The 23087-nt window shown below is 62.4% G+C and carries 19 protein-coding genes and 1 tRNA gene; 3 read left to right on the top strand and 17 right to left on the bottom strand.

Annotated features, from left to right (window positions below; translation table 11 throughout):
• Positions 1-41 precede the first annotated feature (41 nt).
• The 5 genes from QCE88_RS06110 to QCE88_RS06090 form a co-directional block, all read right to left on the bottom strand.
• Positions 42-500: a CopD family protein gene (locus QCE88_RS06110; protein WP_309900112.1), complete on the bottom strand. Its 459-nt coding sequence runs from the start codon at positions 498-500 to the stop codon at positions 42-44.
• Between the two features lie 178 nt (positions 501-678).
• The gene (gene parC / locus QCE88_RS06105; protein ID WP_309900110.1) at positions 679-2997 is read right to left on the bottom strand and encodes a DNA topoisomerase IV subunit A; all 2319 of its coding nucleotides are present in this window, start codon (positions 2995-2997) and stop codon (positions 679-681) included.
• 43 nt (positions 2998-3040) lie between these two features.
• A complete protein-coding gene (locus tag QCE88_RS06100; RefSeq protein WP_309900108.1) occupies positions 3041-5020 on the bottom strand; it encodes a DNA topoisomerase IV subunit B in 1980 nt (659 codons plus the stop codon).
• Between the two features lie 517 nt (positions 5021-5537).
• The gene (locus QCE88_RS06095; protein ID WP_309900106.1) at positions 5538-7472 is read right to left on the bottom strand and encodes an ATP-binding cassette domain-containing protein; all 1935 of its coding nucleotides are present in this window, start codon (positions 7470-7472) and stop codon (positions 5538-5540) included.
• 148 nt (positions 7473-7620) lie between these two features.
• Positions 7621-8028 carry a DUF4399 domain-containing protein gene (locus tag QCE88_RS06090; protein ID WP_309900104.1) on the bottom strand — a complete coding sequence of 136 codons (408 nt, stop codon included), beginning with the start codon at positions 8026-8028 and terminating at the stop codon, positions 7621-7623.
• A gap of 253 nt (positions 8029-8281) precedes the next feature.
• On the opposite strand from QCE88_RS06090, the gene QCE88_RS06085 reads away from it, so the two are divergent.
• A complete protein-coding gene (locus tag QCE88_RS06085) occupies positions 8282-8464 on the top strand; it encodes a rubredoxin (protein ID WP_309900102.1) in 183 nt (60 codons plus the stop codon).
• Between the two features lie 57 nt (positions 8465-8521).
• On the opposite strand, the gene QCE88_RS06080 is transcribed toward QCE88_RS06085, so the two are convergent.
• The 8 genes from QCE88_RS06080 to QCE88_RS06045 form a co-directional block, all read right to left on the bottom strand.
• Positions 8522-9277 carry a class I SAM-dependent methyltransferase gene (locus QCE88_RS06080; protein ID WP_309900100.1) on the bottom strand — a complete coding sequence of 252 codons (756 nt, stop codon included), beginning with the start codon at positions 9275-9277 and terminating at the stop codon, positions 8522-8524.
• Between the two features lie 12 nt (positions 9278-9289).
• Positions 9290-10087 carry a hypothetical protein gene (locus QCE88_RS06075; RefSeq protein ID WP_309900098.1) on the bottom strand — a complete coding sequence of 266 codons (798 nt, stop codon included), beginning with the start codon at positions 10085-10087 and terminating at the stop codon, positions 9290-9292.
• A 101-nt stretch (positions 10088-10188) separates the two neighbouring features.
• Complete coding sequence (locus QCE88_RS06070) at positions 10189-10689, bottom strand: fimbrial protein (RefSeq protein ID WP_309900096.1); 501 nt, start codon at positions 10687-10689, stop codon at positions 10189-10191.
• 57 nt (positions 10690-10746) lie between these two features.
• Positions 10747-11850, bottom strand: a complete 1104-nt coding sequence (locus QCE88_RS06065) for a fimbrial protein (RefSeq protein WP_309900094.1) — start codon at positions 11848-11850, stop codon at positions 10747-10749.
• A 327-nt stretch (positions 11851-12177) separates the two neighbouring features.
• On the bottom strand, positions 12178-14823 hold the full coding sequence (locus QCE88_RS06060) for a fimbria/pilus outer membrane usher protein (RefSeq protein WP_309900092.1): 2646 nt from the start codon (positions 14821-14823) through the stop codon (positions 12178-12180).
• A 146-nt stretch (positions 14824-14969) separates the two neighbouring features.
• The gene (locus QCE88_RS06055; RefSeq protein ID WP_309900090.1) at positions 14970-15731 is read right to left on the bottom strand and encodes a fimbria/pilus periplasmic chaperone; all 762 of its coding nucleotides are present in this window, start codon (positions 15729-15731) and stop codon (positions 14970-14972) included.
• Between the two features lie 70 nt (positions 15732-15801).
• Entirely contained in the window at positions 15802-16338 is a 537-nt protein-coding gene (locus QCE88_RS06050) for a fimbrial protein (protein ID WP_309900087.1), read from the bottom strand.
• A gap of 371 nt (positions 16339-16709) precedes the next feature.
• Positions 16710-16784 (bottom strand) — tRNA-Arg (locus QCE88_RS06045).
• A gap of 210 nt (positions 16785-16994) precedes the next feature.
• Between QCE88_RS06045 and QCE88_RS06040 the strand changes: the two genes are divergently transcribed.
• Positions 16995-18092: a site-specific integrase gene (locus QCE88_RS06040; RefSeq protein ID WP_309900085.1), complete on the top strand. Its 1098-nt coding sequence runs from the start codon at positions 16995-16997 to the stop codon at positions 18090-18092.
• 571 nt (positions 18093-18663) lie between these two features.
• Here QCE88_RS06040 and QCE88_RS06035 read toward each other — a convergent pair.
• Positions 18664-19332 carry a response regulator transcription factor gene (locus tag QCE88_RS06035; RefSeq protein WP_309900083.1) on the bottom strand — a complete coding sequence of 223 codons (669 nt, stop codon included), beginning with the start codon at positions 19330-19332 and terminating at the stop codon, positions 18664-18666.
• Between the two features lie 229 nt (positions 19333-19561).
• Between QCE88_RS06035 and QCE88_RS06030 the strand changes: the two genes are divergently transcribed.
• Positions 19562-20323, top strand: coding sequence for a hypothetical protein (locus tag QCE88_RS06030; RefSeq protein WP_309900082.1), 762 nt, complete (start codon positions 19562-19564; stop codon positions 20321-20323).
• Between the two features lie 213 nt (positions 20324-20536).
• Here the strand turns inward: QCE88_RS06030 and QCE88_RS06025 are convergent, their stop codons facing one another.
• The 3 genes from QCE88_RS06025 to QCE88_RS06015 all read right to left on the bottom strand — a co-directional run bounded on the left by QCE88_RS06025 (position 20537) and on the right by QCE88_RS06015 (position 22741).
• Entirely contained in the window at positions 20537-21106 is a 570-nt protein-coding gene (locus QCE88_RS06025; RefSeq protein WP_309900080.1) for a hypothetical protein, read from the bottom strand.
• Positions 21107-21947: 841 nt separating this feature from the next.
• Positions 21948-22445, bottom strand: a complete 498-nt coding sequence (locus tag QCE88_RS06020) for a lysozyme (protein WP_309900078.1) — start codon at positions 22443-22445, stop codon at positions 21948-21950.
• A gap of 110 nt (positions 22446-22555) precedes the next feature.
• Positions 22556-22741 (bottom strand): hypothetical protein, encoded by a 186-nt coding sequence (locus tag QCE88_RS06015; protein ID WP_309900076.1) that lies wholly within the window; start codon positions 22739-22741, stop codon positions 22556-22558.
• Positions 22742-23087 lie beyond the last annotated feature (346 nt).

Below are 23087 nucleotides of genomic sequence, written 5' to 3'. Positions count from 1 at the left end.
ACTGGAGCCGCAAGCCGCGCAGCCTCAGCCTCAGACGCACTTCACAGACCGCGTGACAACACCGCTGCACCAATCGTCACGATACCCAACACCAGATTGATCACGACGAGCCTGCGCACGGTTCCGACGGCGCGCGCGCCGTCGGGCCAGTTTTGCGCCTGCACCGCGCGCCGGATGCGCGGAAACACGGCGAAGCGGATATGCCCGAAGATCAGCATCATCACGACGCCGAGGCCGGCCATCACGTGCAGCGGCACTGCAGCGTGCGTGCCGCCGAACTCGGCCAGCAGGAAGCCGCCCGAGAGCAGGATGACGAGCACCGACGCCGCGACCCAGTTGAAAAAGCGCGTGAAGACGGATTCCCACAGCGGCAGGCGCAGCTGCGGCGTGAGGTCGCCGAGCGCGGGACGCAGGCAGAAATGCGCGAAGATCATTCCGCCGATCCATACGGCAACGCCGAGGAGATGCAGGAAAAGCGCGGCTTCGATGGCTTTGTTCATTGTGGTTTTGGGCTGACGTCGTGGGCTTGAACGCGGGTGTCGCGGGTATTCGAGTTTGGGCATTCGACTAGGACGCCGCCCGCCAGTTCCTGTGCGTGCGGCCACGAGCCAAATAAAAACGCCTCGCCGCAAGCTTGCGACGAGGCGTTCCAGACAATGCCGAAGCAAGCCTTGATGCTTATCCCTCGAACACCGGCCTGAGTTCCGCCACCTTCAGCGACGAATCCGGCGCCCTGCCCTTCCGCGCCCGCTTGCCGAGGTGCAGTTGCAGTTGCGAGCCGGCCAGCTTCTCGTCCCTGATCTTGCCGCCGCGTCCGGTGCCGATCATCACGACACCGCGCGCGTCGATGGCGAGCGCCTGACGCAGCGTTTCCTTCGGATCGAGCGCCATCAGCGTGACGCCGCGCCCGCCGCCGGAGAGCGTCTTCATCTCGTCCATGCCGAACACCAGCAAGCGTCCCGCGCTCGACAGACACGCCACATAGGCCGCGCCCGGAATGACCGGCATCGGCGCGAGCGGGGCCGCGCCTTCGTCGATGGTCATGAACGCCTTGCCCGCCTTCTGGCGGCTTACGAGGTCACTCAGCTTCGCGATGAAGCCGAAGCCGTTGCTCGACGCCAGCAGCAGTTGCTGCTCCGCATTCGCCGCGAAGTAATGCAGCAGATGCGTGCCCGATTCGAGTTCGATCAGCGACGTGACCGGCACGCCGTCACCTCGTCCACCCGGCAGGGCCGCGACCGACACCGAATACACCCGGCCCTTGCTGCCCCATGCCACCAGCGCGTCCGGCGTGCGCGCCTGGAAGGCCGCGTAGAGACCATCGCCCTGCTTGAAGGTGAAGCCAGCCGGATCGAGTCCATGTCCCTTCAGCGCCCGCACCCAGCCCTTCTGCGACACGACGACCGTCACCGGCTCGTCGACGACGCGCGCCTCGAACGTCGCGCGCGTGGCTTGCTGGATCAGCGTGCGGCGGTCGTCGCCATACTGCTTCGCGTCGGCTTCGATTTCCTTGATGAGCAGACGCTTCATCGAGGCGTCGCTGTTGAGCAGTTCTTCGAGCTTGGCCTTCTCTTCGCCCAGGTCCTTGAGTTCCTGCTCGATCTTGATCGCTTCCATGCGCGCCAGTTGACGCAAACGGATTTCAAGGATGTCCTCGGCCTGGCGGTCGGAGAGGTTGAAGCGCGCGATCAGCGCCTGCTTCGGTTCGTCGGATTCGCGAATGATGCGGATGACTTCGTCGATATTCAGGAAGACGATCATCCGTCCTTCGAGAATATGGATGCGGTCGTTGACCTTGCCGAGCCGATGCTGCGTGCGCCGTGTCACCGTGACGAAACGGAAGCCGACCCACTCGTGCAGGATCTCGACGATGCCCTTCTGCCGCGGACGGCCGTCCGAGCCGATCATCACCAGGTTGATCGACGCGTTCGATTCGAGGCTCGTATACGCGAGCAGCGAATTGACGAACTCGGTCTGGTCCAGGCGGCTCGATTTCGGTTCGAACACGAGCCGCACCGGCGCGTCCTTGCCGGACTCGTCGCGTACGGCGTCGAGCAGGCCGAGCAACGTCTGCTTGGTCTGCGCCTGCTCGGGCGTGAGCGTCTTCTTGCCGAGCTTGATCTTCGGATTGGTGAGCTCCTCGATTTCCTCGAGCACCTTCTGGCTCGACACGCCCGGCGGCAGTTCGGTGATCACCACCTGCCACTGTCCGCGCGCGAGGTCCTCGATCTTCCAGCGCGCGCGCACCTTGAGGCTGCCGCGCCCGGTCTCATAAGCCGCCGAAATCTCGGCCTGCGACGAGATGATCTGCCCGCCGCCGGGAAAGTCCGGTCCGGGCAGCTTTTCCATCAATCCGGCATGACCGATCTTCGGGTCGCGGATCATCGCGACGGCGGCTTGCGCCACTTCGCGCAGATTGTGCGACGGCACTTCCGTCGCGAGACCCACCGCAATGCCCGACGCGCCGTTCAGCAGCAGGAACGGCAGGCGCGCGGGCAAGAGCTTCGGCTCTTCGAAGGAGCCGTCGTAGTTCGGCATGAAATCGACCGTGCCCTGGTCGATTTCATCGAGCAGCAGATGCGCGATGGGCGTCAGGCGCGCTTCCGTGTAGCGCATGGCCGCAGCGCCGTCGCCGTCGCGCGAGCCGAAGTTGCCCTGCCCGTCGATGAGCGGATAGCGCATCGAGAAGTCCTGCGCGAGCCGCACCAGCGCGTCGTACGCCGACTGGTCGCCGTGCGGGTGATACTTGCCCAGCACGTCGCCGACCACGCGCGCCGACTTCACCGGCTTCGCGTTGTTCGACAAGCCCATCTCGTTCATCGCGAACAGGATGCGGCGCTGCACCGGTTTCTGGCCGTCGCACACGTCCGGCAGCGCGCGGCCCTTCACCACGCTCACCGCGTAGGACAGGTAAGCGCGTTCGGCGTACTCGCCGAGCATCAGTTGTTCGCCGTCCGGTGCGGTCTGGGCGGCGAAGAGATCGTCTGTGGTTCCCATCGAATTTCCGTTATGCGTGTCTCAGGTCGAGTTCGGAGCGGGCTCAGATGTCCGCTTCGACCTCGTTGCCCTTCTCTTCGAGCCAGCTGCGCCGCGATGCCGCTTCACCCTTGCCCATCAGCATCGTCATGCGCGACACCGTGAGGTCGAAGCCGAGATCGCCCAGCGCGATGGGCAGCAGGCGGCGCGTGTCGGGGTTCATGGTCGTGTCCCAGAGCTGCTCGGCGCTCATCTCGCCCAGGCCCTTGAAGCGGCTGATGGTCCACGCGGTTTCGCGCACGCCGTCCTTGCGCAGCTTGTCGAGAATCGCTTCGAGTTCGCCTTCGTCGAGCGCGTAGAGCTTCTGCGCCGGCTTCTTGCCGCGCGCGGGGGCGTCGACACGGAACAGCGGCGGACGCGCGACGCACACATTGCCGCGTTCGATCAACTGCGGGAAATGCTTGAAGAACAGCGTGAGCAGCAGCACCTGGATGTGCGCGCCGTCCACATCCGCGTCCGACAGAATGCAGATCTTGCCGTAGCGCAGATTCGACAAGTCGACCTGTTCGTCCGGACCGTGCGGATCCACGCCGATGGCCACCGCGATGTCATGCACTTCGTTGTTCGCGAAGAGCCGGTCGCGCTCGGTTTCCCACGTGTTCAGCACCTTGCCGCGCAACGGCAGGATGGCCTGGAATTCCTTGTCGCGGCCCATCTTCGCGGAGCCGCCCGCCGAATCGCCCTCGACCAGGAAGATCTCGTTGCGGCTGATATCGGTGGATTCGCAGTCGGTCAGCTTGCCGGGCAGCACCGCGACGCCCGAGCTTTTCTTCTTCTCGACCTTCTGGCCGGCGCGGGTGCGCGCCTGCGCCTGGCGGATCACCAGTTCCGCGAGCTTCTTGCCGAATTCGACGTGCTGGTTGAGCCACAACTCGAGCGCGGGCCGCGAGAACGACGAGACGAGCTTGACGGCATCGCGGCTGTTGAGCCGTTCCTTGATCTGGCCTTGGAACTGCGGGTCGAGCACCTTGGCCGACAGCACGAAGGACACGCGCGCGAACACGTCTTCCGCGAGCAGCTTGACGCCCTTCGGCTGGAGATTATGGATCTCGACGAAGTTCTTCACGGCCTGGAAGAGACCGTCGCGCAGGCCGGATTCGTGCGTGCCGCCGGCGGGCGTCGGAATCAGGTTTACATAGGATTCGCGCAACAGCGGCCCTTCCTCGCTCCACGCGACGACCCACGACGCGCCCTCGCCTTCCGCGAAGGTTTCCTCGGTGTTCTTCGAGCTTTCGGCGAAGCGTTCGCCTTCGAAGAGCGGAATCAGCAACTCGCTGCCGCCCATGCCTTCGAGCAGATAGCCGCGCAGGCCGTCTTCATACTTCCAGGTTTGGTGCTCGCCGGTTTTCTCGATGACGAGCACGACTTCGACGCCCGGCAACAGCACGGCCTTCGAGCGCAGCAGACGTTGCAGTTCGCCGACCGGCAGGTTCGCCGAATCGAAATACTTCGGGTTCGGCCACGCGCGCACGCGGGTGCCGTTTTTCTTCACGCCGCGTTCGCCCGCGCGCGTCGTGAGTTCCTCGACGACGTCGCCATTGGAGAACGCCAGTTGCGCGATCTTGTTGTCGCGCCAGACGGTGACTTCGAGACGCGTGGCAAGTGCATTCGTCACCGACACGCCGACGCCGTGCAGCCCGCCCGAGAACGTATACGCACCGCCTGCGGCCTTGTCGAACTTGCCGCCCGCGTGCAGACGCGTGAACACGATCTCGACGACCGGCACGCCTTCTTCCGGATGCAGCCCGAAGGGAATGCCGCGGCCGTCGTCTTCGACGGACACGGAATTGTCATTGTGCACGGTGACGGTGATCTGCTTGCCGTAGCCGCCCAAGGCCTCGTCGGAGGCGTTGTCGATCACTTCCTGAATGATGTGCAGCGGATTCTCGGTCCGCGTGTACATGCCGGGCCGCTGCTTGACCGGTTCCAGGCCCTTGAGCACCTTGATCGATGCTTCGCTGTAACCGGCTGCCTTGGCATGCATGACAGGCCGCTTGCCTCGGTCGGTTCCTGTCGCCATTGCGCTGGATTTTTTCGTGGACATAGTTGAACGTTGATCCGGCTCCCCGGCGTGCGCGGAAAAGTGCTGCAACGTGACGCTCGCGTGACGCCCGGGCTGCCGGCGAATGCTGATGAAAGTGCCTGGCCGGAACGGCCTGCGGCGGGGTGTCGACCCGCCCGGCGCTCCGTGCCGCGCTAGGAGAATAGCGTTTTTCGCTCGCCGCGCCCACCTCGGGAGCGTAAAACACCCGGCTGGCGGGGCGATGTCATGGGCTCGGGCCGGGTCCGGGCGCGCGTTGTGACTGCTGTGGCCGTTGTGGCCGTTGTAGCCGCTGTGGCCGCTGTGGCCGCTGTGGCCGCTGTGGCCGCTGTGCCCGCTGTAGCCGCTGCGGCCGCTGCGGCCACTGTAGCCGAAGCCGTTGTAGCCGCTGTAGCCACTGTGCCCGGCGCACCCATCGCACGCATCGCGACCATTACACCCATCGCGCCGGGCACGCCCGTCATTTCCGTTTTGCTTCCAGTTCCTCCCAACGCTCCAGCGCCACCAGCAATTCCTCTTCGATCGCCGCGTGCCGTTCCGACAAACGCGCGCCTTCCTTCGCGTCGCGCGCGAAGACCGAGCCGTCCTCGAGCTGCGCGCCGATCGACTTCTGCTCCTCTTCCAGCGCGGCGATGCGCGCCGGCAGCCCCTCCAGCTCGCGCTGGTCCTTGAACGACAGCTTCACGGTGCGCTGCGCATTGCGGCCGGCCGCGCTGTCTTTCGGTGTCTCGTCCTTCGGCGCCTCCTTCGCGGTCTGACGTGCCGCCTCTTCCGCGATGCGCTCCGAACGTTCGCGCTGAATCTGCCAATCGGAAAAACCGCCGACGTATTCGCGCCACAAACCGCCGCCCTCGGCCGCGAACACCGAGGTCACGACGTTGTCGAGGAACGCGCGGTCATGGCTCACGAGGAGGACGGTGCCGTCGTAGTCCGCGAGCAGTTCCTCGAGCAGTTCGAGCGTGGGGATGTCGAGGTCGTTGGTCGGTTCGTCGAGCACCAGCACGTTGGCGGGCCGCGCGAACAGCCGCGCCAGCAGCAGGCGGTTGCGCTCGCCGCCCGACAGCGAGCGCACCGGCGAACGCGCGCGCTCCGGCGCGAACAGGAAGTCGCCGAGATAGCTCATCACGTGCTTCTTCACGCCGTTCACCTCGACCCATTCGCTGCCCGGGCTGATGGTGTCGGCGAGCGATTTGTCGAGGTCGAGTTGCGCGCGCATCTGGTCGAAGTACGCCGCCTGGATGTTGGTGCCGGTGCGCACGCGGCCTTCGTCGGGCTGCAGTTCGCCCAGGATCAGCTTGAGCAGCGTGGTCTTGCCCGCGCCGTTCGGACCGACAAAGCCAATCTTGTCGCCGCGCATGACCGTGGCCGTGAAACTATCGACGATGGTGCGCGCGCCATAGCGCTTGGTCACCTCGGTCAGTTCGGCGACGATCTTGCCCGACTTCTCGCCCTGGCCTACATCCAGCCGCACGTTGCCCTGCACGTTGCGGCGCTCGGCGCGCTCATTGCGCATCTCGACCAGCCGCGCAATGCGCCCGACGCTGCGCGTGCGGCGCGCCTCGACGCCCTTGCGGATCCACACTTCTTCCTGCGCGAGCAGCTTGTCGAACTTGGCCTGTTCGACCTGCTCGACTTCGAGCTGCTGCGCCTTGCGCGTCTGGTACGCGCTGAAATTGCCCGGATACGACAGCAGGCGCCCGCGATCCAGCTCGACGATGCGCGTGGCCACACGGTCGAGGAACGCGCGGTCGTGGGTGATGAACAGCAGGCCCGAGCGCAGCGTGACGAGCAGGTCCTCCAGCCAGCGGATGCCTTCGAAGTCGAGATGGTTGGTGGGTTCGTCCAGCAGCAGCACGTCCGGCTGAACCACCAGCGCGCGCGCCAGCGCCACGCGCTTCTTCATGCCGCCGGACAGCGCGCCGGTGCGGGCGTCGCCGTCCAGGCCGATCTGCGCGAGCGTGGTGGCCACGCGAGTGCGCCAGTTCCAGGCGTCGCGCGTGTCGAGCGCCCCCTGCAGCGCGTTCATGCGCGACAGCAGCGTGTCGTGCTCCGGGCCTTCGGGCGTGTCGGCAAGCGCATGCGTGACGGCATCGAACTCGTCTAGCAGCGCGCGCGCCTCGGTGAGACCCGAGGCCACCACGTCGAAGACGGTGGCGTCGAGATCGAATTCAGGCTCCTGCGGCACGTAGACCGTGGAAAGCTCGCCCTGACGCGTGATGAGGCCGTCATCGGGCGCGGCGAGGCCCGCGACGATCTTGAGCAGCGACGACTTGCCCGCGCCGTTGCGGCCGATCAGCCCGACCCGCTCACCCGCTTCGAGCGTGAAGTCGGCGTGGTCCAGCAATGCAACATGGCCGAACGCGAGCTGCGCGTCCGAAATGGAATAAAGCGACATGGGAAAACCGGATGAAGGGCGAAGGATTGCCGGCGTGCCCGGCAATCAAGGGAAGCGTTCATTGTACCGGGCGTGCCGGGCGCGGGGGTCGTGCGCCTCCCTGCTGGCCGAACGGACGACCGCAACCGTGCGGCCGGCCGTTGGGAGGTTACTGCACGTGAATCTTGATGGTCTGGCTCATCTCGGGACCGTACGAGCGATGCGCGCCGTCGCCGAATTGCAGCGTCAGCGTGTGATCGCCGGGAGGCAGCTTGATATCGGCTTCGGTCTGGCCCTTGCCGTAATGCAGCGAGGTATCGTTCGCCGGAATCACGGTGCCTTTCGGCAGCGGCTTGCCGTCGATCAGCACATGATGATGGCCGGTGCCCTCGGTCATCGTGCCGGCGGGCGAAATCGACATGCCGTCGACCGCGAATTGCACGTGCACCGGGCTCGTGACCGTCGCGCCGTCCTTCGGCTGGACAAAATAGACCCGCGCCTGCGCCTGCGCGGTGTTCATGAAGGACATCAGCACCGCGCCCGACAGCACCGCACCCAACAGTGTCTTCTTCAACATCGTTTTCTCCATGCAAGGTAAACCGGTCGATGGCGCGGCCTCGGCGCCGGGAATTCGCAGCAGCATACACCGGGCGTTCCGGCCGTCACATCGGGACCACTGCGCAGCGCCATCTCGAAGGCCACGCCGCGGCACGCCGTCGCGCCCGCGCGGGCCAAGCGGAGATTCCTGTAAGATGCGGCTCGCCGCGTTCCTGCCCGTCCGGGCGTGGTCCGCGCGGCCTGTTCATTCTTTCTGGAATCAAGAGTCTGCCGTGAGCGAAGTCATCGAATTCAAGAGCTGGGTCTGCCTGATCTGTGGCTGGGTCTACAACGAGGAAGAAGGCTTGCCCGACGAAGGCATCGCGGCCGGAACCCGTTTCGACGACATTCCCGCCGACTGGCGCTGCCCGCTGTGCGACGTCGGCAAGGCGGATTTCGTCGCCGTCGAATTCTGATCGTTGCCGCCGCGCGCCCGCGCGGCGGACGCTACGCCATCGGGCGCCGGCCGGCCGTCAGCGCGCCACCGCGATCAGCTCGCGGCTCGTCTCATCCAGGGGCGCGCGCGTCCAGTCCCCATACCAGTCGATGTGCGCAAAACCCGCGCGCTTCAGTAAGTCCGTCAATGCGTCAGCGGTCCGGAAGCGCAACTCGCTCTCGGCGCTGAGCGTTTCGGCGGCATCCGTCCCGCCCATTGTCGACACGAAGCGGTAATGCGTCGTGAACGCGACGCGGCCCGTCGTCGCGGGATCGGGCTGCGCATGCCGCTCTTGCCACACGTCGACCGTGCCGCCGCCAGGCGCCTCGATGCGTTTCATCGAGCGCTCCGGCGTCCAGTTCTCCCATGCGCGCGCTGCCGGATGGCGGCTCTCGAACGCCAAGCGACCGCCCGGACGCAATGCGCGGCGCCCGGCCTGCAACGCAGCCAGCAACGCGGCGTCATCGAGCAACATCTGCACGACGTGCCCCGTCATCACCAGCAGATCCGCCGGCGCACCGACGAACGGCAGCGCGCCGGCGTCGCCTTCGATCCAGGTCACCCGGTCGCCTTCCGGACGCGCCCGCGCCACGCGCAGCATCTCCCGCGACGGATCGATGCCGGTCACGCGCACGCCGCGCCGGGCGAGTTCACAGGCGAGCAACCCGGTGCCGCAGCCAAGGTCCACGACATGCGCGGCTCCATCGGCGAGCGACAGATAGAACGCCGTATCGGCGGCGAACGGATTGAGGACGTCGTAGAGCGCGACCAGGCGCGGATCGGTGTAGAGCATCAGTGGCCTGGCTCAGTGACTCTGATAAGCAAGCGCGTCGCGCATCGGCTGGCTGGCGATCATGATCGGACCGCTGAAGGGCGTGTCGAGGTCGACGATCACGAGCACGGCGGACGCGATCGACAGCGCGCCGAGCATGATCGTCACCAGCGAGAGCGCATTGCGCGGCGCGATCAGGCCGAAGCACAGAAAGATGATGAGCAGCCATCCCACCAGAATGCGGTCGAACGGATAGGAGAGCGAGCCGTGCGCCTCCTCGATCAGCTTCCAGCGCAGCGCAATAAGCTGCTCGAAGCGCCCGGCGCTTTCGTCGGCGAGCGCGCGGTGGTAGGCGTCGGCCGGCTGCAGCAGACGCACGCTGTGCTGGGCCCGGCCGAGCAGCGTGCCGAGTTCGGGGCTCGCGAGATCGCCGTTCTTGGGGGAAGGCGCAATGGCCGGATAGTCGCCCGCGGGACGCGGCTCATCGGGCCAGGTGCTGGCGATCGCCGCCGCCGTGTAGGTGCGCAGCAGCGCGCGGGCGTCATCGAGATCGTGACCGTAGTCGCGCATCGTGCGGTCCAGCTCGATGAGCACGGTGGCGTAAGTACGCATGTCATTGTTGGTCGTGTCGAAGCCGGTCTTCGCCGAGGCCGTCAGCAAGCCGAGCACGAGCGCCGCGAACGTCACCAGCATGCCGACCAGCAATTGAAGCAGCTGCACCGTTTCCTGCGCCTTGTGTTCCTCGGGCAACAGCGGCCGCACGATGGCGCCCAGGCCCGTGCTGGCCAGCAGCAGCACGAAGACGAGTACCGCGGTCTGGATTTCCGTCATGAGCGGTTGAGCCGGAAGGGCGAGGCCGAAACATGCGCATTATGGGTGGAAATGGCGCCGCTCGTTTCGATTCCGCAAAAAGTCCGGCGGCTTCAGTCGATTCAGTCGTACGTGAAGGTCACGGTCGCGGTCACGCCGACCGTCCCCGCCGACAACGCACCGAGCCGGTAGTACTGCGCGACCAGCGGGATGATCATCGTGCCGGTCGGCCCGCTGGTGCCGAGCGGTACGGCGTCGCCATTGATCGGAATGGGTGTGCCGGTGGTCACTCCCGGCGCGCTTGCCAGCAGCAATTGCACGCCGACCCGCGCGCTGCCGTTGAGGTTCTTGAGCACGGTGGGAAGCGTATCGGTCGTGCCGCTCACGGACATGGTCAACGACGTTTGCGGCTGACAACCGGACAGCTCGATGACGAACGCCTTCGCGCCGCTCGTGACGCCGGTGAAGTCCGCGACCGGCACGGTGGCGAGCGTGACGACCTGCGGCAGCGTTGCAGGGTTAGGAAAGCACGACGACGCCAGAATCGAGCCGTAGAAGCTGAAGGTGGCCTGCGAGCTGGCGAGCGCCGCCGGGGCGCTCAGCAGCATCGAAACTGCCGTCATGAGCCGGATGCTGCGCATTCGGTACGCTCCGTCGAAAGAGTGGCGGGCACGAGCCCGTCATTGGTAGAGCACGGTCATGGTCATGATCGTGCTCGCGTTGCCCGGCGTGACCGGGCCGGTCCGGTAGAAACGCGCGGTCAGCGGTACTCGATAGTTGCCGCCGGAGTAGCTGCTGTAACCGGCCAGGGCCTGCCAGGTGTCGAACGGCACGACCTGGCCCGTCCTGTTGTCAAGCAACTGCACCCCCACGCCGCCCGCCGAGCCCGCCTCCGGCTGCAATGCGGCGACATCGTTCGCCGCCTCGCCGAATTGCGGCGAGATCATGTACGTGACGGAGTGAATCGAACCGGCCTGCGTGCCCGGGTTGTCGCTGCCGCCGGGACAGCTGAGGAACTGCACGTTCAACATGCCCTTGCCCGGCTGCGGCGGCGACAGCGAGCCGACCGCCGGGAAATCCGAGACCATGAACGTGCCGACGTCGACACTCTGGTCCGGCGTCGTGCAGGTCATCGGCAGGACCATGCTGACGACCGTCGAGATCGGCAGCGTCGGCGAGATGGTGGTGTTCACGTAGGGCTGAAGGGTCATGATCTGCTCGCCGCCTACCCATCCGCCCATCTGCAAAGGGCCGGTCTTCACGAGTGCGATGGACGTCCGTGCGCCGACCGTCTTCGTGCCCGTCTGACCGGCGAGCAACGGACTTGATGCGTCGGCATACGTGGGACCGCTCTTGCGCGCGCCTTGCCACGCGGTCGTCGAGCCGTCGGCCGATTCGAACTGCATGGCGATGGCGATACCGATGCCCTGCGAGGCGGTGGCCAGCACGGGAATGCTCGCGCCGTTGTACGGGACCTCGACACCCGTGCGCGTCGTTGCGTCGCCGTTCAGATTCATGACGACTCCGACCGTGGCGTTCTGCGTCTTGCAGGTGAATTCAACGAGTCCGCTCGTCACCCATTGGGTCAGGAGCGCGCCGGGCGGCAGGTCGGACGCCACCGAAAGGCTCGCAGGCAGCGTGAGCGTCTGCGGCGCCGAGCAGGTGTAGCAGGTCGCGGCGGCGTCGGGGTTGCACGCGGCCGCTTCCCGCGCCAGCCCCGCCGCCGTCAGTGCGATGAGTCGCAGCCACGCGGCCGGTCTGAAGCTGAGGCGCTTCGTGTTCATGTCCATCTCCGTGAAGTTTGCTGGGCTTGCTGGGCTTGCTGGGCTTGCTGGGCTTGCTGGGTTTGCTGGGTTTGCTGGGTTTGCTGGGTTTGCTGGGTTTGCTGGGTTTGCTGGGTTTGCTGGGTTTGCTGGGTTTGCTGGGTTTGCTGGGCTTGCTGGGCTTGCTCGGCTGCTGGGTTTGCTCGGCTGCTGGGCTTGCTCGGCTTGCTCGGCTTGCTCGGCTTGCTCGGCTTGCTCGGCTTGCTCGGCTTGCTTGGCTTGCTCGGCTTGCTCGGCTTGCTCGGCTTGCTCGGCTTGCTCGGCTTGCTCGTATCGGGATTGCCAGCCTCATCGGCAACTCGCTTCCGCGAAAGCCGCGATCGCCCGGCTCGGCGCCTTCGATGCAGCCGGCCATTCCGCACGCACCCGGCACCGCCCCCCGGCGCCTTCACCCCACTTCACCGTCCATTCCTCCCCGCCGATTCCGCCCGTTCCGCCATAGACCAGCGCGCGGCTGCCCTGTCCCACCGTGCCCACGACATCGCCCCGCGGGTTCAGCACTTCCGCGCCGAACGGCACCGGCTGGCCGTCCGGGCGCCTGATGCGCACGACCAGCGCCGGCCCGCGATCTTCCGTGTCGAACTGCACGCGCACGACCGAGCCGGCGGTCGGGGCGAAGCGCTGTTCCGTGGTCTTCAGGCGCAGGCCGATCGGCAGGCCCTTCACATCGATGCCAACCTGATTGAGCGCGTACGGCTGCAAGCCCGCGATCAGCGCATGGCCGCGTCCGTCGATGCGCACGCCCGGCGAGCTCGATACGTTCGCGCCTACGGCGTCGTCGGCCTCGATCACGGCGAAGGTGTCGCCGTTCTGCGGCGACAACACGACGCCGCCGCCGTACGCGACGATCGAACCCGACAGCCCCCCGCCCACCTGCGTGTAGCCGTTGGCGCGGCCGGCATTCAACTGCATCTGCGCGGCCGGCGACAGGAAGGTGAGATTCGCGTTGACGCTGTCGTCCGTCTGCGCGCCGCGCCACTGCCGCGCCGTCGTGACGCCATAGTTCAGGCGATGGTTCGCGCCGGCCGAGCTGGTGAACGACGTCTGGAGCTGGCTGCTGCCGTCGCGGGAATCGCGCGTGAAGCTCGTCACCGAGTTCGCGTGGCGCGCGCCAAGACTCAGCGGCACGGAGAGACTCACCATGAAACGCGTGCCCCAGCGGGCCGTGCTCGAATCGAGTTCCCGCGACACCGAGACGTTCACCCCGACACGGCGAATCGACGTGTTGTAGCCGGCCTGGAACGAGGTATCGCGGCTGGAGCGGTTCCAGTAGATCTGGGCGGAGCCCGACAGATACATCGACCCGTATTCCCGCAGGCTCTGGTTCACGGTCAGCAGCAACCGTCCCTTCTGCCTGCCCGTCAGCGCGGACGCATTGCCCGCCGTGGCGGCATCGCGCAGGGCCATCGCGTCCGCGAAGCTCAGGAAGCCTTGCGTCGAATAGCGATAGGCGGCGAGCGTCACGTCGGTCTGCAAAGGCGTGAAGCTGCGCGAATAGGACACGCGCAGGCTCTGGCCGCCGCGCGGCGGCACGTTCGGCAGAGACGCGTTCGCCTGGGTCACGTCGAAGCCGAACGCGCCGACCGGCGTGTCGAGCGCCACGCCTGCCGCCGCCGACCCGTAACCCGACGAGACGATGGCCCCGCCGTAGAGCGTCATGAAACGGTTGAGGCCGTGCTGGACATTGCCCTGCAACACGAACGGCGTGTTGCTTCCCGTGGCATTGCGGTACTGGCCCGCGGCGACGCTGTAGCGCCAGCGTCCTTCGCGCAGCGCGTTGACGGGCGCGGCGTAGGGCAGCAGCGACGTGTGCCGGCTGCCGTCCGCCTCGGTCACCGTGACTTGCAGGTCGCCGCCGTAACCCGTCGCATAGAGATCGTCGATCTCGAACGGACCGGGCGCCACCGTGGTCTCGTAGATCAGGTTGCCGCGCTGCGTGACCTGCACGCGGGCGTTCGTATTGGCGATGCCGCGAACGGTCGGCGCATAGCCGCGTTGCGACTCGGGAACCATACGGTCGTCGGTGCCGATCTGCACGCCGCGCAGACCGAACGAATCGAAGACCGAGCCGTCGGTGTAGGTGTCGCCCAGCGTGAACTGGCTCTTCAGCCGCGCGATGGAGCGCTGCGCGTTGCTCTGGATGCTCTGGCCGCGCACGCCCGCGCCCGTCGCCCCGGTGAGGTTGCCGCTATACCGGAAACGCCACGGACCCAGGTTCACACCGGCGTTCACGCCGAGATAGCTCTGCATGTTCGACACGCCGTTGCCGTTCGAGCGATAGACATTGCCGCTGTACTGCACGAGCGCCGCCGGGACGCCGTCGTCCCAGAACGTCGGATCGATCCAGCCGCGCGCCGTGCGGCTCATCCAGGCCTGCGGAACGCTGACGTCGAGGCGCTGTTCGCCCGGGTCGAAGACAGCGCTCGCTCCGGGTATCAACTCGGGTAGCAAAGCGGCCTGCGCGGTGTCGAGCGTGGCGCGCGCGGCATCGCCCAGCTTCGTGAGATCCACGCCGATACGCGTCAGCAGCGCGCGGTCGAAGAGCGGCTGCGCGGCCGTGCCGGGGCCGTTCACCTCGCGCAGGGTGATATCGGTCGTGCCGATCCAGGTCTGGTTCACGTTCAGGTCGGCGCGATAGGTGCCCGCCGCGACGAGATTGCCGCGATCGAAACGGCTGATATCGAGTTGCGCCGCCGCGCTGCCGCTCAGGAACCGCGCATTGAAGCGCACCGGCGCGGGGTCGGGCGCTGCGAGCGCGCGGGCGGCACCGTTCGGGGCAGCCGCTTCCGGCCGCGGATTCGCAGGCGGGAGCGCCGCGCTGTCCGCCTCGGCATTCGTGGCGACAACCGCCAGCAACACCGCGACGCCAGCCGGACTCAGCGACAGGAAATCGCGGTTGGACGCGCGCGGCCTCGAGCAGCGATTCTTCTTCATGGATGCCCGGCAAACAGGCGAACGCTCCCGCTGCCGCAGCGGAGACGCGCCGGCATCGAGGTGCGAGGGTTGATGGAACCGAATGCGGTAGTGCGAAGACGGGCGCGGCGGCGGACGAGCGCTCATCCGGTCACACCGGGTGCGGGTTACTCGAGCTTGAGCGACGCTTCGTGCTTCACCGGCGCGCCGTAGTCATCGAGCGTGGTGAAGAACACCGTGCCGGCCTGCGCGGGCGCGGCCGACAGCGGCAGCGAGACGGCGTCGCCCGGTGCGACCATGTCGCCGGCATCGAACCGGGCCAGTGGATCGCTCCCGCCGACGCGGGCCGAAATGATCGTGACGTAGTAGCTCGACGGATTCGACACCCGCAGCGCAGACTTCCCGCCTTCGGTGACGAGGCGCCACACGAGCGTGTCCGGCGCTTTGTCGACCCGGCCCGCCAGGCCCGCCGGGCGGAAGAAGAACTTGAGCCGGGTGCGGAAGGCCAGCTGCACGTAGTTGGGGCCCGTCACGGCCTCGGCCGGACTGGGCGGCACGTCGAGCAGGTTGAACCACAGCAGGCTCTCGCGATCCGGCGGCATCGGCTCACCGGTGTAGACGATGCGGACCGTCTGCGCCTTGCCCGGGTCGAGGCGCGCGAGCGCCGGCGTCAGCATGAACGGCAGATCGAGCAGGCTCGGGTCGACTTTCGGATCACCTGCGTCGAGCCACACCTGGGCAAGCGCCGGCGACTTGCCGACATTCGACAGCCTGAGCGTCACTTCCTGCTCCGCGGCCGGATAAACCACCCGCGTACCCGCGACGACGACCGACGCGCAGGCCGGCATCGCCGCAAGCGTCAGCGCCAGCGCCACCGCCAGCCAGAGCGCGACGAGCGGGCCGATGAACGGCGCCGGAAGCGCTCGCACGGCCGCGGGCTCGGGGCTTCGTCGTCGGAAAGTCATCTGGCCTGCCTCCGCGGCGCCGGGCGCGAGCCGGTCACTGATACGACATCGAGTACGTCACGACCGTGCTCACCGTGCCGGCCGTCGCGCCGCCTGCGGACGTGGTGTACTGGGCCGCATAGCGGAGCGTGGCCCGGCCGCCGGTGATCGCGACGTTCTGGGCGTTCTGCGCGCCATCCGTCTTGCTCACGTCGATGACCTTTACACCGTTGTTCACGTCGACCAGCTGGACTTCGACGTTGCTTGCCGTCCCGGTGTTCTTGAGATTGCCGTTGGGCAGCGTGTTGGCGCCGCTCTCCCAGAAGGCATGCACGTTGCCGGTGTCCGGCGTGCAATTGGTCAACGCGAGGTTGAACGGCGTGTTGCCGCCGGAACGCCCGGCTTCGGCAAAGTCCGATGCCGCGATGGTCGGCAGCGGGACGGTGTCGTCACCGGTGCCGCCGTTGCCGCTGACCTGGCAGGTGCTGGCCGTGAGCTGGCCGATGATCGTCAACGTACCGCCGGAAGCATGGGCCACGCCGCAGGCGGCGCCGCTCAGCATGGCGACGAGTGTGAGCACACTTTTCTTCATTTTCTTGTCCTGATTGACCGTGACGAATCGATCGCCCGCGCTGCGCGCCGGGATCGCCGTTGAATCTGAATTCCATCTGAAAGCATTGTCAGGAATTTGTAGGACTTTATAAGAATGCTCCGCAATCGCACCTCGGACGATTCTTAATCGTGCGCATTTTTCAGAGGCGGTGCGTAGACAGCGAGATCGTTGCGCACAGTGGATGCACAAGGGGTTTGACGGATTTGATCAGGACGACACGGGAGCGCGCAGGTGTGCGGCGCGTAAGCAGAGCGGGTACTGAAAGGGCGGAAGTCATCCCGCTCGAATGGCAGGAGGCAGGAGGCAGGCGACGCGGATGATGGAATCATCCGGCATGCGTCAGAGGGCCGTGGTCCCCCCGGCAGGAATCGAACCTGCATCTAGCGCTTAGGAGGCACTCGTTCTATCCATTGAACTACGGGGAGATGAGACTTTCAACGGGATCGATCGGAAGCCTGTCGCAGCGAGCTTCCCCCTTTCCCAGCATGCGTTTCCGGTGTTTTGCCCTCACCCTAAATGAAGCACCATGAATCGCAATTGACCGCAGTGTAACGCTTCGTTTGCTACAATTTTGCTACGAACCGACCGTACCACCGCCGCCTTGATCTGGCCCTGCTACAAATCTGGAGGAAGTTATGGCGTCGATTCTACAAATCGGAAGCCGCTGGCGCGCACAAATTCGCCGTCGGGGCCAGAGTATAACAAAGACGTTCAAGACGAAGAGTGCGGCCCAAGCGTGGGCCCGCGAGCAGGAAACGACTATTGACCGAGGACAAAATGCTGCCAACGTTCACGTCGTCACCCTCGGAAACTTGATCGCCAAATATCGCGAGACGCGTGCCGCCTCCGGCCGCCCTGTCAAGCTCAAATCAAACGAGGATTACGTCTTGCAGCGGCTTGCGGATTCATTTTCAGATAGCCTGGCTGCGCAGATCAACACTCAACAGATCGTGAAATTCGCACAACAGCGGAGGGCCGCTGGCGCTGGCGAGTACACGATCGACATGGATATTTCGAAGCTAGGTACGGTGATGCGTCACACCGCGTCATTTCTTGACATAGTTCTGCCCGACGCAGTGGGCGCCGCGCGCCCCGTCCTCAATCATCTTCACTTAATAGGGCCGGGCAGAAAGCGCGAGCGCCGCCCGACGAAAGAAGAGATCGAGAAAATCTTCGCTTGGTTTGCTGAGCACCCTGAGCGCGAGCAAGCCATGCCTGACCTGTTGCGCCTCGCCATGCAATGTGCTTTCCGCCGTGGAGAGCTTTTTTCGCTTCGATGGGAAGACATTGACCAGCAAAAACATCTCGCGCTGGTGCGAGATCGCAAACACCCGAGGCAGAAAATTGGTAACAACGAATGGGTGCCTCTTATTGGTAATTCGCTGGAAATTATCATGAGGCAGGCGCGGTATCCAATCCCGGAAGAATATGCCAGGAAACGCGCGGCAGATCCCAATCTGGATCCGCACCGTAACGAGTTCATCTTCCGGTTCAACAAAGGCACCGCGAGCAAATATTTCAAGCAAGCATGTGACGGCAAAGCAATCCTCGATCTGCGCCTGCACGACTTACGGCACGAAGCTACAAGCGCGCTGTTTGAGGCCGGCTGGAATATTCCCGAGGTTGCAACCGTAACTGGTCATAAAGACTGGCGTAATTTGAAACGATACACTAACTTGAGTCCCGAAAACGTCGCCCAGAAAGGACGAGTCAGCGTGCCCAAAGTTTCGTGATCAGCCAGCGGCGGCTGCGAAGACCCGCGGTCGCCATTTCGAGACCACCATTACCTAGGCAAGGAAGCCCTTGGAGGACCCGAGGACCGAGCGAACGCGATCGCACAGTACGCTCGCGCTGCGATCGGCACCTCGATCTCCTTTGGCAATGTTGCCCACGGGCTAGGTTGGCGAGGCACAAATCCGCGTGGGATGCGCATCGCTGCATTAGTCACTGGCATGTCCCACATCAGAAGGACATCCGCGCCCGCTTGTTTCCCGAACCGCGCAGCATCGTCCCATCGGTCACCGGTGTCTGTGTCAACGAAGCACGAAATGCCTAGCATTACAAAGCCAGCGTCGATCAATGCGGCGCAATCCTTCTCAAGATCGCTGCTTCGTCGAACCTCAATATTTGTATGCTGAGCCACTCTGTCGCGGCAAGCACCGCCGCGAAATCTTTGGAAGCTATCGATAAACGGGTTCGTGCATCCAAGCAAAAACCCCAGCGCTAGAACGAGCGATAGCATCAACTTAATCATGCAGGAACTCAGTAGTTCAACAGGCGGAACGCTTTGACATCCAGCCAGGTTTAGAGAGCGTGACGTGAGACAGTGATCGCCATAAGGCTGAAGTCTGTTTCCGAAAATACTCGAAACAGTTCCGCCTCAGAGTCGACCTGCAATTTGCGCATCGCATTCTTCTTGTGTGTGCTGATCGTTTGTTTCGAACGGAAGAGCGACATCGAAATCTGTTTCACCGACGAGCCTGACAAGACCGCTTTAATTACAACTACTTCGCAACGGGAAAGCGGCCTGACATCAGTCCTCGATCGCGTATTCAGCAACGCCGGGTCGGTGAGTTTTGGAGACACGTAACTAGCCTTCGCATGCGCCGCCGTTATGGCGGCAGGCAGATACTCAAGGACATCATCCTTATCCAATACGGCATGCACTCCCAGCTGACATAAAGTAGAGACGTAGGCCGCGTTTCGAACGCACGAATGTAGAACCACTCCTATATTTGGATGTTCTTCGAGGATAACCTTAATTAGCGGCTCCGATGTGCCGCTGCTAACTCCACACGCAGCCTCCCGGTCTGTCACTACGACGTGACACTCAAAAGCCGACATGACCTGCGAAAATTCATGCCCTTTGCTGATTGTCGCGAGAAGATTCACACCGTGGCATCGTCGAAGAACCGCCTCAAGACCTAAAGCGGTGATCGGGTGGCTTTCAGCTGTAATCACATTGATTGCCATATTCGAGTTTGGCCTCCCACTAAAAATATGGAACCGAACGGCGAGGCGACGCCCCTCCTACGGGGTGACTAGCCTACGGGGAGACCAAATACGATTCAATCTGACATGTACGAATTTCGCATCTCGGACAAATACTAGAAAAAAACCGACCTGTCCGATTGCTGTCAACAAAAAATGAATAAATAATTCGTTGTGATTCGTCAATAGCAAGCCCCCTTTTGGAGCCTTAATGAACAAACCAACGAATGATCAGACGAAGGCCACATATTCGCCAGATGACAAAGCTCAGTCCGCGAAAGAACAAAATCAGGGTGACGCTAGTTGTCATCGGTCTCGTATAACTGCGAGCGAAGCGAGTAGCCGTGCCACTCACTCTTTAGTGCTCAGTGCTAGCGCCCTCACGATTGATTCGCCACGCAAAAAGACAAGTTTAACAGTTCAAAATGCTAGTCCTGCCAAACTTCTCGTATTCCCTGCAGTTTATCGTATCTCGGAAAGTCACACCGCCATGGTGATGGTAGCCCCGCTTCTGTTGGAGCTCGACAGGGATGAATGCGCAAAAGTCGATTTCTTTCTTCTTGGAGATTATGCAGATAGGGAGCAGCTTTTCCACATAGCCTTCGATTGGATCACCATTAGCGGCGATCGGGAATGCGAAGAGGGAAACACATCGCTTCCGCTTCTTGCGCGTTCTCCAGAGATGCGAAAATTAAGCCAGTCACACTCTCCGTTATCTGCCTCTTTGAACAAACACGGGGATATAACTATCGAGAACATTAGTGGCCACATACTCTGCCTCAATGCCGTTGCGACTCTAATTCCCTCGATGCGTAGTTTTATTGTTCCAGGACGTTATCTTCTGCCGGGGGCTCGACAAATAGTAAGAGCCGCAGCAGTTGACGCGCGCTCAACAGCACTGAAGGTGATTTCTGAGACTCTCACGGGGATCAGAATATCGGAGATCGTTGTTCAATTGCAACCCCAACGATAGCCTCCGACTTGGAGTAGGTAATTCGTTCTTCGACATACGAACCACGCCGTGGATATTAAGCACGATCATTAACCATCGCGATCAGAGCCGAAACCCCGCGTTTTGACATGTCGACGGAAGTATCCAATTCAGATAGCGCCGAATCACGGTATAGCGCACGCAGGGATGCAGAATTTCGTCCAGGCTTTTACACGCTATGCAACCTTATGCGCGCTACAATGAAGGATCTTTAAGAACGCATCGGCCCGCAATGACGCCCGAATGCTGAAGGCTGCAGACATAATGCTGCAAATACTCAGCTTTAGCCCGAGCGTCGCGGTCGGCGTCATCGACTATTCCGAAAAGATTTTCTCCAACCTTTGGCGATATGTCGGCGTAGCGACCGGCTCCATTGCCCATGCCGCCGGGGGGAGAATTTGATTTCTTGAGGTCACCGCTTCTGGAGCTTTGGATTGCGATGCGCAGCCGACGAGTGCCATTAGCAATAGAAGCGCGGTTCTTTGAGTTGCTCTGTTCATAAAATTTATTTTCTTGGTGATAACGTTGATTGAGTGCCAAGATACGATTATTAGCGGCGTAGTTAGCTGCGATAGCGTCGCTTGCCGCTTTTGCTGCGCGATCTGAAATGGCCGCTAGCTTTTGTGTGTTGGCTGCATTGTCGAACGCGTGATCCCGCTGCTCTTGAGCGAGACTGACACGATCAACGACACGAATAGCAGTTCCACCACCAATGGCGATCCCGACTACGCCGGCGATACTTGCGATGCAAACATTTGCGAACATGATATCTGTTCCTCGCTCTAGATATAAAGTCAACAACTATCCAAACAACAAGCGCACCGTCTCACAACCTGATTTTTTATAATATTGAATCCCTCTACCGTCACTTATAAAACTCTTAAACTTCCTAACCTTAAACAATATGAAACTTGATCGTTCTACTCTGGGTTCCGCGATCGCTTTTTCAGCCGCGCTGGCTTTTCCCATTGCTTCGGCGGCTGCACTACCGAATGGACACGTCGAAAGCACATCAATGATGGAATTAGGCTGCACAATGGAAGGAAAGTCGAATTGCATTCAAAAATGTGCTAAAGAACCTATCTATGCCAATGGAATGTGCATCTTAAAGTGAACCCATCCCTACGGTTAATCGAAGGAACGCGTGTGATGGCACTTCCATCTTTCTGCGCGTGACTTCGTTTCCGTTACGCGTAGGTAGCAAGTTTCGATGCGTGGGTTTCCACTTCCACAGAATTATTTTCTGCAGGACGGATATGAGATCTCCCGTATAAACTCGAACGAGTTGATTATCGCAAACACGTCCGCAAGGGCATTATCGCTCCTTTTGTCTATGTAACGCGCGGCAGTCGACTGAGTTTCGGTCGACTGCCGACTCGAGTAATCAATTCTGCGGCTCTATGTTTGACACCTCAATAGAATTTGATCGAATTAATTTCACACGATATCTTCACTATTGGAATTATATTAATTCCGATCACGCAATCAAAGTCCTATCCCGCTTTCTTCTATCCCAACCTGACCTATCTTTGTAATATTAAATAATCTAACTTTAATCCAATTGGGATTTGTCGTTGCATGCGCACAATATCCGACGTTTGCCCTATCATAAGCCTCGTTCACAGAGCGCACGTTCTTCAGCACGGCGTCGCACAAGACCAGAAAGCACCGTGCCATGTGAGGTCACCCATAATGCTCGTCCGTCGTCGGCTTCGTTCATTGCCCGGCATGCACCTTTCCAATCGTGCTTATTAAATCGCTTCGCGGTCGTGCTCGCGCAATAGTTGTGACCGCCAATGTTATAAGCAAAGCTCACCGCAGCGGCGAGTTGATTGGGATGGTCTTTGAGGTCTGGGGTACACCGGAGGACATCCTCGGCGTGTGCCAGCAATTGTTGATTCAATGATGTCCAGCATTCAGCTGCGCTGTACTGCTTGCCTACGACGACATCGTGCGTGTCCCCGCTGCACTTCGTCGCAATACCTACGGGATCAAAGTAGCCGCGGTGAATGACGCCCTCGAATTTGGGAACAAAAGAGATCAAAATCGCCGCGGCCGTGGTGCCGACTACACTGACGAGCGCTGCTTTCGGCAGATTGTGCATTAGGTGCCTCAAAGGGAAAAAAAGCCCCAGCTCCCGTCGATAATGAGATTTTCGGTGCTGATGCTCTGCTCTGTCCGCTTTGCTAACTTCGCTGTAATTTCTTCTCTGCGTCATCGCGGCTCTGGGCGTTTGTCCCGCTGGTCTTTCCTTAAAGCAAAAGCAAAACTCGCACCGATGTAAGCGAGCGTGGCCACTGCGACCCACCAATTAATATCGTGATCACTCAACCATAGCCAAAAATTCCAGCCCATCGCTGGTGCCGTCGTCGCCGCACTTGCGGCCATGTCATTTTTCATTTCCTTCTCCGCAATCACTGCACGATAAGTTGCCGTATTACCAATTCGATCGCAGCGTCTTTCGCGCGAACGTAGCTCATCCTGCCGCCGCGTTACTTAGATGGATCGAAAGCGAAAAAAAGCCGCCCGAAGGCGGCTAAAACGGAGGATACACAGCGACTATCTCACGATAGTTGCGCTTCGCAACCTATCGGCGTCATCGGAACTTGTCCGAAGGAGCGATTGAAGTGAAGTGCAATCAAGCTTAAAATCCCGTTGTCAAGTCGGCAATTGGACGCGTACGGTTTCGGATGCAGACTGAACGCCTAGACTGGCCATGAAGCGTCATAGCGCTCTGAGCCTGCAA

This window comes from Caballeronia sp. LZ035, from assembly GCF_031451175.1.
GTDB lineage: Bacteria > Pseudomonadota > Gammaproteobacteria > Burkholderiales > Burkholderiaceae > Caballeronia.
Note: the sequence above shows the minus strand (reverse complement) of the source record. Positions and strands in the feature narration are given on the sequence as shown.

Coding starts and splice junctions, on each gene's coding strand:
- QCE88_RS06100 (WP_309900108.1), bottom strand. CDS start 5,020: ATGCATGCCAAGGCAGCCGGTTACAGCGAAGCATCGATCAAGGTGCTC.
- QCE88_RS06015 (WP_309900076.1), bottom strand. CDS start 22,741: ATGAAAAATGACATGGCCGCAAGTGCGGCGACGACGGCACCAGCGATG.
- QCE88_RS06040 (WP_309900085.1), top strand. CDS start 16,995: ATGGCGTCGATTCTACAAATCGGAAGCCGCTGGCGCGCACAAATTCGC.
- QCE88_RS06065 (WP_309900094.1), bottom strand. CDS start 11,850: ATGAACACGAAGCGCCTCAGCTTCAGACCGGCCGCGTGGCTGCGACTC.
- QCE88_RS06025 (WP_309900080.1), bottom strand. CDS start 21,106: ATGTTCGCAAATGTTTGCATCGCAAGTATCGCCGGCGTAGTCGGGATC.
- parC (WP_309900110.1), bottom strand. CDS start 2,997: ATGGGAACCACAGACGATCTCTTCGCCGCCCAGACCGCACCGGACGGC.
- QCE88_RS06110 (WP_309900112.1), bottom strand. CDS start 500: ATGAACAAAGCCATCGAAGCCGCGCTTTTCCTGCATCTCCTCGGCGTT.
- QCE88_RS06030 (WP_309900082.1), top strand. CDS start 19,562: ATGAACAAACCAACGAATGATCAGACGAAGGCCACATATTCGCCAGAT.
- QCE88_RS06035 (WP_309900083.1), bottom strand. CDS start 19,332: ATGGCAATCAATGTGATTACAGCTGAAAGCCACCCGATCACCGCTTTA.
- QCE88_RS06020 (WP_309900078.1), bottom strand. CDS start 22,445: ATGCACAATCTGCCGAAAGCAGCGCTCGTCAGTGTAGTCGGCACCACG.
- QCE88_RS06060 (WP_309900092.1), bottom strand. CDS start 14,823: ATGAAGAAGAATCGCTGCTCGAGGCCGCGCGCGTCCAACCGCGATTTC.
- QCE88_RS06075 (WP_309900098.1), bottom strand. CDS start 10,087: ATGACGGAAATCCAGACCGCGGTACTCGTCTTCGTGCTGCTGCTGGCC.
- QCE88_RS06095 (WP_309900106.1), bottom strand. CDS start 7,472: ATGTCGCTTTATTCCATTTCGGACGCGCAGCTCGCGTTCGGCCATGTT.
- QCE88_RS06090 (WP_309900104.1), bottom strand. CDS start 8,028: ATGTTGAAGAAGACACTGTTGGGTGCGGTGCTGTCGGGCGCGGTGCTG.
- QCE88_RS06050 (WP_309900087.1), bottom strand. CDS start 16,338: ATGAAGAAAAGTGTGCTCACACTCGTCGCCATGCTGAGCGGCGCCGCC.
- QCE88_RS06080 (WP_309900100.1), bottom strand. CDS start 9,277: ATGCTCTACACCGATCCGCGCCTGGTCGCGCTCTACGACGTCCTCAAT.
- QCE88_RS06070 (WP_309900096.1), bottom strand. CDS start 10,689: ATGACGGCAGTTTCGATGCTGCTGAGCGCCCCGGCGGCGCTCGCCAGC.